The sequence below is a fragment of the Chryseobacterium sp. FR054 genome, assembly GCF_056844565.1.
Window position 1 is genome coordinate 1,220,083 of sequence record NZ_JBXDSA010000001.1, and the last position, 11,543, is coordinate 1,231,625.

At 42.4% G+C, this 11,543-nt stretch carries 5 protein-coding genes; 3 read left to right on the forward strand and 2 right to left on the reverse strand.

Annotated features, from left to right (window positions below; translation table 11 throughout):
- Position 1: 1 nt before the first annotated feature.
- Positions 2-7,042: an SDR family NAD(P)-dependent oxidoreductase gene (locus tag AC106S_RS05585; RefSeq protein ID WP_482438095.1), complete on the reverse strand. Its 7,041-nt coding sequence runs from the start codon at positions 7,040-7,042 to the stop codon at positions 2-4.
- A 553-nt stretch (positions 7,043-7,595) separates the two neighbouring features.
- Positions 7,596-8,009, reverse strand: coding sequence for a hypothetical protein (locus tag AC106S_RS05590; RefSeq protein ID WP_482438096.1), 414 nt, complete (start codon positions 8,007-8,009; stop codon positions 7,596-7,598).
- A 226-nt stretch (positions 8,010-8,235) separates the two neighbouring features.
- On the opposite strand from AC106S_RS05590, the gene AC106S_RS05595 reads away from it, so the two are divergent.
- The 3 genes from AC106S_RS05595 to AC106S_RS05605 are packed head-to-tail and all read left to right on the forward strand — an operon-like array spanning position 8,236 to position 10,868.
- Positions 8,236-8,958, forward strand: a complete 723-nt coding sequence (locus AC106S_RS05595) for a type 1 glutamine amidotransferase domain-containing protein (protein WP_482438097.1) — start codon at positions 8,236-8,238, stop codon at positions 8,956-8,958.
- A 19-nt stretch (positions 8,959-8,977) separates the two neighbouring features.
- Positions 8,978-9,916, forward strand: a complete 939-nt coding sequence (locus AC106S_RS05600; RefSeq protein ID WP_482438098.1) for an NAD-dependent epimerase/dehydratase family protein — start codon at positions 8,978-8,980, stop codon at positions 9,914-9,916.
- A gap of 40 nt (positions 9,917-9,956) precedes the next feature.
- Positions 9,957-10,868, forward strand: a complete 912-nt coding sequence (locus tag AC106S_RS05605) for a helix-turn-helix domain-containing protein (protein ID WP_482438099.1) — start codon at positions 9,957-9,959, stop codon at positions 10,866-10,868.
- Positions 10,869-11,543 lie beyond the last annotated feature (675 nt).

The following is an 11,543-nucleotide window of genomic DNA, read 5'->3' on the forward strand; positions in this document are numbered from 1 at the left end:
TTTACCAATTATTTCCTGACATGATCAACACCTGGCTTTCGGTTCCGTATCTGATTTCATTAAGGAATATTTCTTTTCCTTCATCCAGCGGAATCATGGAGATTCCCCTGCGTTCGTATTCTGATTCCAGCGTGGAAGAAACCATTCCGGCTCCTTTCCACGGGCCCCAGTTGATGGAGATTATTTTCCCTTTCAGTCTTTTATTCAGAGCGTTGGCATAATCATCAAGAACACTGTTGGCTGCGGCATAATCGGTCTGTCCTTTATTACCGTATACGGAAGCGATGCTTGAAAACAGTACCACAAACTGGCAATCTGTACGAAGCTGTTCTGCCAGTATACGCAATGGCTTTACTTTGGTATCAAATACACGTCCGAAAGAAGAAGTTGTCTTTTGCCTGAATAATTTATCCTCCAGAAGCCCCGCCCCGTGGATCACTCCGTCCAGACGGCTGTATTTTTCATAAATACTGCTGATCAGACGGCTCAGTCCTTCTTCGTCACAAAGGTCTAAGGATTTGTAGACAATGGTATTTCCGAGCATTTCCATATCACGGATGGTACGCAGGATCTGGTTGTTTTTGTAAATTCTGGTCGTTTCTTTTTCTATTTCCGCAGGCGAAGTAAATTTTCCGGATCTGATCAGGAAGCTTCTGATTTCTTCTTTGGTTTTCATTCCTTCCCATTCTTCTGATGATACTTCATTTCTCGGATCTGCCGATCTTCCTACCAAAATGTAAGTACACGGATAGGCCTGAGACATATGCTTTACCAGCTCTGCCGTAATTCCCTGTGCTCCTCCGAGTACCAGCACCACTGATTCCTGATCTAAATGAATGTGTGCTTCATTTAAGCTTGTAGACAATGGTGAAGGGATAATGTTGACTTTATGTCTTTTTTCGTTTTTATAAATAACCTCAGCAGGTTTATCGTTGGTCAGAATCTCTTTTAACGTAATTTCAGCGATCTGATCTACTTCCTGAGGGGTGCTCAGGCTGATTAATCTGCAGGCAGTGTTGTCAAATTCTCTGGCCAGACTTTTGAAAAGCCCCGGGTACCCCTGATGATGGCGTAAAACACTTACATCGGTCATCTCCTGAAGATGTGCGGGGATATCTGAGATCAGGTATACCCATTTCGCCTTGTCAAAATCCAGTTTTTTAATCAGATCAACGTGATCAATAATGCCCGGCTTATCAACTGCTGAGAAAAGATCCAGCATAATTAATCCGTCGAAATCTGAAAGGTCTTTTTCTGTATTTATCAGGTCTACGACAGCTCCATATTTTTCGAGTTCGGTTTTGATCGCTGAGGTCTGTCTGCTGTCATCCTGGGTGATAGCGAAACGTTTTCCCTGAAGAATGTCAGTATTCTGCACTGAAGGCGTGTCTGTTGGAGCGATGTCAAAACGAAGACGTGATAATACGTTATGAGCAGTTCCGGAAGTAACCTCTTCCTTTATTTCCTTTTTTACCTGATGAGTTTCACCGGTCATATTACTGATCCAGTCTGCCAGCCCACGAAGGGTTTTAATGGCTGCCAATTTTTCCATAACATCATCAGCCTGCTCAAGATTTTCACCAAAACCGATCTTGTTTTTAAGGTCAGCAATGATCTCCATCCGTTTGATGGAATCGATGCTAAGATCTGCTTCCAAATCTAAGTCCAGTCCCAGCATTTCTTTTGGATAGCCCGTTTTTTCGCTTACTATATTTAAAATAGCATTTTGCAGATCTTCCAGGGATAATGCAGTTTTTTCCTGTTGTTTTGAAGTTGATACAGCGGAAGTAACGTTTTTTTCATCAACAATTACTGTGTCTGCTCCGGAAAATCCGGTAAGCCATGAAACCAGTCCGTTCAGGGTTTTGATTCCTGCCAACTGTTCCATCACCATATCTTCATTGGTGCTGCCGTTAGCCAATGTACCCAATTCATTTCGAAGGGCTCCGATGATTTCTACTCTCTTGATAGAATCGATGCTCAGATCAGCTTCAAGATCCATTTCCATCCCCAGCATTTCCTGCGGATAGCCGGTTTTGTCACTTACTACCTGTAACAATAATGCTTTAATATCTCTTGCAGGAGCTGTTTTTACAGCAACGGCAGAAGCTGCCACCGCTACGGCTTTTTCCTGATGAACCGGCTGTACGGGAATCGTACGTTCAGGAGCCTGGACCGGCATTGGGGTATGATAAACAGGCATCGGGTTCACCTGAGGATTCTGTCCCATAAAGGAAAGCATCACATCACGCTGTGCCTGTATCATTAATTTCATGCTGTTTAAGTATTCCTGCAGCATACGTTCTGCTGTCGATAAACCTTCCGGTGCAGGAGTCTGTGTAGTATTGGGTGTAAAGTTGTTCATGGGAATAGGATTTATGATAGGAAGTGCCCCGTTAGCAGGTAAGGAACCTGTTGCCGGATGTGCGGCCTGTCCGTTGACACGCCAGATGGCAGGGCTTTTTTTGTAAAGTTCAGGCTGACTGATGTCGATAATCTGAACGAAGCGGCCATCGAAAAGTTTTTCAATACTGAAACTGCGTCCTGTACCTAAATACTGGGCCAGCATACAAAGCAGATGGGTGAATTTATTACGGCTGCTGTCTTCAACGTATAGGGTAAGCTGATCTTTTTCAATGCATGATTTTGCCAGCCCTGTAAGAACTTTTCCGGGGCCTACCTCGATGAAGATTCTTGCACCGTCATTGTACATTGCCTGCATCTGTTCTACGAATCTTACAGGCTGTATCAGGTGTTCGGTAAGTCTTTCTCTGATAGCTGCCGGATCTTCCGGATATACTTCTGCTGTGGTATTGGACCATACAGGAATCTGCATTTCTCCGAAAGGAACGTCTTTTAATACCTCAGCATATAAATCTTTAGATTTTGCCAATAACGGGCTATGGAATGCACACGCAACTTCCAGTTTTTTAGCCGAAACCCCCTCTTGTTTAAGGACTTCCAGTAATTTATGAATGGCTTCTGTACTTCCCGCAATCACGCATTGATTAGGGGCATTGAAGTTAACAGGATAGCATCCTTCCACTTTAGCCAGAATAGGCTGTAAACGTTCGTGAGCAGCACTTGCCGCCAGCATTGCCCCCGGATCTCCGCCTTCTACTGAATCTAGGATAGACTGTGCTCTCCGGATACTTAAATCAACCAGCTGATCTTCTCCAAAAACGCCGGAAAAACATAAAGCAGGTAACTCACCGTAGCTGTGACCGGCCAGCATATCCGGAATAATTCCCAATGATTCCAGGAATCTGGCCAATGCCAGATCAACAATTCCTAAAAGCGGTTGAGCTAAACGGGTATCTTTGATGGTTTCTTTCTGTTGCTTTAAATCCGCTTCATTAAACGTTGCGGACGGGAAAACCACTTTTTCCAGTTCAGGATAATCGTTGATAAGTTTACGCATCGCCGGGAAAACGACGAACAGATCACGCGCCATATTGATTCTCTGGCTTCCCTGTCCCGGGAATGTGAATGCCACTTTACCTTCTTTTTTATTAACCGTGAAGGTGTCTTTGGTTTCGATTCCCAATAACACCAGTTCCAGTTTCATCATCAGATCTTCAGCGGTATCTGCAACAATACTGAACTGAACAGGTTTTTCTGAACTGATGCTTAAACTGTATGCGATGTCTTTTAACGGAATTCCATCATTGATTTCCAGTAAAGCTTTGAGCTGACCAGACTGTCCTTTGGCTTCTTCATAGGTATCTCCACGGAATACAAACAGTTCTGAAGGCCAGGACTGCATGGCAATGGAATCGTCCTGTTTCGGGTGGTTGGCAATTACCGTATGGAAGTTCGTTCCGCCGAATCCGAAGGCACTGATTCCCGCATAGCGGTTTTTCTCGCTCCACAAACCTGTTTCGGCATAAAAGGAGAAAGGGCTTGTCTGAGGATTATAGTAAGCATTAGGCTGCTGAAGGTGAAGGGTCGGAGGTTTTACTCCGTGATAAACGGCAAGGGAAGCTTTGATCAAACCTGCTAATCCGGCAGCACATTTTGTATGTCCGATCTGTGTTTTTACAGATCCCAAATGGGTCTGTCCGGGTAAAGCTCCTGAACGGCTGAATAAATTGGTTAACGCACTAAGTTCCGTTTTGTCTCCTACAACGGTTCCTGTTCCGTGGGCTTCTACCAGTCCGACAGCTGCGGGACTAATACCAGCCTGGGCATAAGCACGCTCTAAAGCACGTTCCTGTCCTACTTTCCGTGGAGCTGTAAGGCCAAGAGCCTTTCCATCGCTGGACCCTCCTACTCCTTTGATTACGGAATAGATACGGTCACCATCCCGTACTGCATCTTCATATCTTTTTAAAACAAGAATGGCAACACCTTCTCCTAAAGCAATTCCATCTGCATCACTGTCGAATGTCGCACATCTTCCTTTTCTGGAAAGGGCATGTGTACTGGAAAACATCAGGTAATCGTTGATTCCGTTGTGTAAATCGGCTCCTCCGGCCAGCACCATATCGGATTTCCCCAATACAAGTTCCTGACATGCCAGATCAATGGCTGCCAGAGAGGAAGCACAGGCTGCGTCCACAGTAAAATTTCTTCCGCCCAGATCCAGACGGTTGGTAATACGGCCCGCGATTACATTAGCCAGAATACCAGGGAAAGAGTCTTCTGTGGTATGTGGGAAAGCTTCTTTTACTTCCTGATGAAGTTCACCGAAAACCTGTTTATAATAACCTCTGAAACTATAACTGTTGGCCAGGTCATTACCTCCTTCAGCTCCTATAATGACAGAAATATTTTCTCTGTTGATATGTTTTTCGCCATACCCAGCATCTTCCATTGCGCGTTTGGCCACCAACAGGGTCAGTAACTGGGTCGGTTCAATGGCTGCAAGAGACTGTGGAGGAATTCCGAACGCCAGCGGATCGAAATCTATTTTCGGGATAAAGCCGCCCCATTTGGAATGGGATACATCCGGTTCGTCTGAATCCGGGTTGTAGTAAAGGTCTTTATTCCACCTTTCGTCCGGCACTTCTGTTACGCTGTCTTTTCCCAGGATGATGTTACGCCAATATTCCTGAAGGTTCTTAGCTCCGGGAAAAATACATTCCATTCCGATAACGGCAATATCCAGCGGCTTATCACCTGATACCGGTCTTTCCGGAAGCTCAGCATTTCTGATATATTCGTAATTGCTGACGCTTACTTCATGATGAAGGGTATCCAGAGAGATCACACGGTCATGCATAGTAGCTACCTGGCCGATCATGTACATTCCCAGATCAAGCTGATCGTCTTTAGGGATACTGACTAACTGATTTCCCTGACGTTCTACGCCTTTGGCTGCAATTCTCAGTCGGCCAACATTTAATTTTTCCAGTTTTTCCCAGACTTCTTTTTTATCTGTTCCGGCAGCCAGCAGCTTTGTTTTTTCAGCATTGAAATGGTGGGCAAAAGCTGTATTCAGACAGCGTGTTTCATGTCCGGGTGCTGTTTCCAGCAGAACGGTATCTTTTGCCTGCATAGCCTGAATCTGGAATTCTTCCTGAATAGCCCCGGTAAGTACGGCTTCTTTGGTATAAAGATAAGCTGTTCCCATCAATACCCCCACTTTTACGCCTCTTGCGGCTAACGGAGCTGCCATTACAGAAACAAATGCTGTTGAAAATGCATTATGGATTCCTCCTGCAAAAAACACACTGATTTTTTCAGGATGTTCTTCTTTTAAAATACGTTCGATCTGTTTTTCCCAAAGCACCATGCTTGAAAGAGGGCCTACGTGACCTCCGCATTCTCTTCCTTCAAATATGAAATGAGTAGCTCCTTCTTTCAGGAAAATATCCAGCAAGGCAGGAGAAGGTACGTGAAGGAATGCTGTAATTCCGGCTTTTTCAAATACTTTAGCCTGTGCAGGTCTTCCTCCGGCAATTAAAACAACGGGTGGCCTGGCTTCCAGTATATAGGAAGTCTGCTCTTCACGGAGTTCCTGAGGGGCAAATCCCAGGATTCCTACTCCCCATGTCTTTTCCCCGGCGAGTTTTTTAGTTTCCATCACCAGAGATTTTGCAGCGTCTCCCTTTAGTAGAGATAAAGCTACGAACGGCAGAGCTCCTGCTTCAGCTACGGCATCTGCAAATAGCGGAACATCGCTTACCCGGGTCATCGGTCCCTGTGCAATGGGATAACGCAGGTTGAACTGCTTCGCCATTGTATTGTTTTCATCGATTACCTGAAGGGCTTTTGCCTGTTTCAGATGGCCGTACATTGCTTCTCTGAATCCGAAGATCAGTTTTTTAAGGGTCTTAAAATCTCCGTAAAGATCTATGGACAGGGAAATATCCTGACCCATTGGAATATAGTTACTGCTAAGATCGAAACCGTTGAAATATTCCGTCAGTTCTTCAGCTGTGATATTTTCCGGTAATACAGGTGAGTTAGGCCTTACGAGTACGCGGTGGCCGGCTATAATTCTGGTTTCCGTACCGTTTAATCTGGAGCAAAGGTCTTTTATTTCCTGCGGAACACTGGTTTCCGGAAACAGGGCCAGCTGGCTGTCCAGCACTACACCTTCTGCTCCCAGGGCTTTTACGGCAGCCGCCGTATGAATTCCCACACCTCCCTGTACCCAGACAGGGATAGTGGTAATTTCTTTGATTACGCGCTGAAACAGCACAAAGGCTGATTCATAGCCTACAAGCCCGGCGGCTTCATTTCCTTTAACAATGATTCCTTTTGCTCCTAATTCTTCTGCTTTTCTCGCTTCTTCCAGGCTGTTTACCTGGCAGATAACCGGTAAGTCTATGGCCACATTTAATGAAGCTCCACACGGAAGGATGGCAAATTTTACTTTTTCAGGGATCCGAAGGGATAAGAACCGGTCATCAACAAGACAAATACCATAAGAAGGCATATCGGTCTGATCAAGCTGATCCAGTGCTTCCTGAGCGGCAGCCAGCTCATATCCTAAGTTTAGAACAGGAAACGCACCTGCCTGATGTAACTTTGGCAAAAGGCCTGCATCAGGTTTTTCAAAGGGTGTCAATCCAATAATGGTTAAGTTTTTCATGCATCTATAGTATTGAAGTAATAAATTGGAAATTCCATATCATAACCCTGTTTTTCATTGACGGAGAAAAGCAGGAAATTATGACGAATAAAAATAGATAAATTATATAATATTTATAACCATAAATGAAATTTGATAATAATTTTTTAATAATAAATTATTATTCAATCAAATAAAGTTAAAATAAAACAATTTAAATAATTATTCCTCGAAACAATAGGGCACAATCTCAGTATTATAATTATAAACAATTATAATTAATTAATATTAAGCAAATATAGAAATTAAAAACAAAATATTTCAATAATAAGTGATTACTTTTTTCAATATTACAAAAATATAATACTACCAAAAGAGGAGTTAAAACAGGGAAGAATTCATTAGTCAATTCAGGATGAAACAGATAGAGTTTTTCTGTTTATTTTAAAAAAAGATCAAAAGACGGAGGAAATTATCTTTATGTTTTTGAAAATTTAATATGTGGGAAAATGAGATAAAAGAAGGAAGAAGGAGGTAAAAGTTCTACCCAATTTCACGATGCTATTATGAAAGATCAGGATAAATCTGACAGCGGCTGATTCTGTTCCAGTTCTTTGATACGGCGTTTAATTTCTTTCCTTAATTTAATACTTTCCTGATACTGCTTTTTCTTCAGATGTTCAAGGAAATAAACGGTTACAGCACCGCCAAATACTGCAATTCCGATTTCGGAAATCACATCCAGAAGGACGCGGTCTATCAATTCACCGAAGTCGCCTTCAAAAAAATATCTCAACAGCCTTGCTCCTACCGTCAGCACCAGTCCCAGGATGAAAAAGTACATCAGAAACCTCGAATGAAACTGGCCCTTATCTGTCAGCAGGTCCAGTTCACGGGGATTCTGCCGGTAGTACTGAACAATTTCATCAGTAATTTCGGGTTGTTTTCCCAAAAGGGAAAATTCGGCTAACTGATCTTCCAGTTTCATTTCATCTGTATTTTAATTGTTTTCTGATATCAGGCTTTTCATTCCCCCTGATGAGGTGTTGTTTAACAGAATAAATATAAACCTTTTCTCATAAGAAACTGCCATTTCAGGTCAATTTTTACCGGGTTTTCAGTTCCCAACAGAGATTCTGTTACAACTTTCCAGGATCGGGATACTTTAAAGATCTGTAAACCGCCGAACTTTGTTTTACCAAAAAAAACTGAATATGAATCCTTTAAAGATAATAATCATTGTTACCAATACCGGACTTTATGCTGATGGAAAACTGAAAACAGGTTTATGGCTGAGCGAACTTACCCACCTCTATCATGCAGCCCGGGAAAAGGGATATGAAATTACCGTTGCAAGCCCGAACGGAGGTCATGTCCCCGTTGATCCTGAAAGTCTTAAGCCATTTACCCTTGACAAAGTATCGGAACAATACCGGAATGATCCTGTCTTTAAGGAACTGCTCAGGAACAGTAAAAGTCTGGCTGAGGTTTCCGGCCGGGAATTTGATCTGGTGTATCTGGCCGGCGGTCATGGCACTATGTATGATTTTCCGGACAATACTGTAATACAAAATCTCATCAGACGGCATTATGAAAACGGAAAGATGATAGCAGCCCTATGTCATGGTGCAGGCGGCCTGCTGAATGTGAGGTTATCCAACGGGGAGTTCCTGATCAAAGGGAAAGCAATCACCGGATTTAGCTGGTTTGAGGAAAGCCTTGCCGGCAGAAAAAAGAAAGTTCCTTTCAATCTTGAAGCTGCTTTGAAAGAAAGAGAAAGCAATTACAGAAAGGCATGTATTCCAATGACTTCAAAAGTGGTGATTGATGGTAACCTCATTACAGGACAAAACCCTTTCAGTTCGAAAGAAATGGCAGAAACGATTATTGCGGAATTAAACAAACGAACCTCCGATTTGAAAAAAAACACCTATTAACAATTAAAAACAAAAAATTATGCAAACAATATTAGGAGCCAACGGCCAGATTGGTGAAGAACTGGCAAAAGAGCTGAAACGGAATTTTACTTCCGACATCCGGATCGTCAGCAGGAATGCTAAAAAAGTGAATGATACCGACCAGGTTTTTTCCGCTGATCTTTCCGACCGTGAACAGGCTATTGAAGCGGTAAAGGGCAGTGAAATCGCTTATTTTACTTTAGGTCTTCCTATGAGTTCTGAAATGTGGGAGGAACAGTTTCCGCTTATTACCGGAAATGTGATTGACGCCTGTAAGATGAACGGGACAAAGCTAGTATTTTTCGACAATACGTATATGTATCCCCAGGATAACAGGATCCTTACGGAAGAAACGCCTTTTGCCCCTGTTGGAAGGAAGGGAAAAGTAAGACGCAGAATGGCGGAAATGGTTTTAAAGGAAATGCAGTCGGGAGACCTGGAAGCTGTTATCTGCCGTGCCCCGGAATTTTACGGTCCCGGAAAAACACAAAGCATCACCAACACTTTGATTTTCAACAATATTAAAGAGGATAAAAAGCTAAAAGTTCCTTTGAATGCAGACAAAAAAAGAAGTCTGATCTGGACTCCTGATGCAAGCCGGGCAACCGCACTGATCGGCAATACTCCTGATGCTTTTGGGCAGACCTGGCATCTTCCCGTTGATGAAAGCCATCCTACTTACCGGGAATTTATTGCTCTGGCTTCAGATATTTACGGTAAGCAGCTTAGTTTTTCCGTCGTTCCGAAGTTTGCCTTTAAAATCGGCTCATGGTTCAATGATAAGGTAAAAGAATTACAGGAATTACTCCCAAGATATGAATATGATAATATTTTTGATGATTCGAAGTTTAAAAATCGTTTCCCGGATTTTGAAGTAACCACCTACCGGCAGGGAATTGAACGAATCCGAAAGGAACAGTTTTCAGCACAACCATAAAAACAGTAATTTAGTCATGTATAAATCTGACCATCCAATTATGAAAACTCCGGAAAAAGTTTCGTCTGTCAATGCTCTTCATCAGTTTTTAGGATTGAAAAAACCTTCCCATCCTCTGATCAGTGTGTTCAATTTTGATGCTGTAAAACTGAAACCGGAGACGATCTTAAGTGCCATTACCACCGATTTTTATGTAATAGCACTGAAAAAGGACTGTGCCGGCGGAAAATGCAGATACGGCCAGCAGTATTATGATTTTGATGAAGGGATCATGTATTTTATTGCTCCCCATCAGGTGATGCAGTTTGAAGATGTTCTCCTGAACGGGGTAAGAGGATTTGTCCTTTCCGTGCATCCTGATTTTTTCCAGGGATATCCGCTGGCTTCACAAATTAAAGATTACGGATATTTTTCCTACGCAGGTAATGAAGCGCTTAACCTGTCTGAAAAAGAGGAAAAGTCTGTTATGGATATTATTGACAATATCAACCGGGAAACGGATACCAATATGGATGCTTTTACCCAGGACCTGCTGGTTTCCAATCTCGACCTGCTGCTGAAATACTGTGACCGTTTTTATAACCGGCAGTTTCTGACCCGTAAAAAGGTAAACAATGATCTTCTGACTAAAATGGAAGCTCTTCTGAATGATTATTTCAACCATGACAACCTGGCCGTCAACGGTATTCCGAGTGTTCATTTTATAGCCACGCAACTGAATTTAAGTCCGAATTACCTGAGCGATATGCTCCGGGTTCAGACAGGGCAGACCACTCAACAGCATATTCAGAACCGGCTGATAGAAAAAGCGAAGCAAATGTTGTCTACCACGGAAATGTCTGTTTCTGAAATCGCTTATCAGCTGGGGTTTGAGCATCCTCAGTCGTTTCACCGCCTGTTTAAAAACCGCACTGCTGTTTCACCGCTGGAATTCCGGGCTTCGTTTAACTGAAAAGGTTCTATTTGGTAAACCGCAAAAGCTTTTTAATTTCAAGTTGCTTTAAATCATTTTTTATTATTCTCGCAGATTTTGCGGATTGAGCAGATTTTAAAGCACAGACATCTGTGAAATTCGTGAGATCTGCGGGAAATTCAGTTTATATTGTAACTAATATGTATTTTTTTGAAACGCAAAGCTTTAACTTCATTGCATATATTTTAGGGGGCAAAGTGTTGAATCAACCCTGTTGATTCGATGAAGCGACGGACTAGCCTTCGGCTGTTTTATCTTTAAAATAATGGATTATAATTCTAAAAATTTGCTGAAAATCTTCGATTTTCCTGCGCCTTAAAAGCAGTATAATAACTTAAATCTTTGTGACTTTTGCGTTAAGCCAACAAAAAAATCTGCTCAATCCGCAAAATCTGCGAGTCTTAAAAAAATTTACATAAACATTGGTGTAATCCGGGAGATCTGCGGGAAATTCAGTTTGTATTGTAACTAACATGTATTTTTTTTTGAAACGCTAAGCTTTAACTTCTTTGTATATATTTTAGGGGGCAAAGTGTTGAATCAACCCTGTTGATTCGATGAAGCGACGGACTAGCCTTCGGCTGTTTTATCTTTAAAATAATGGATTATAATTCTAAAAATTTGCTGAAAATCTTCGATTTTCCTGCGCCTTAA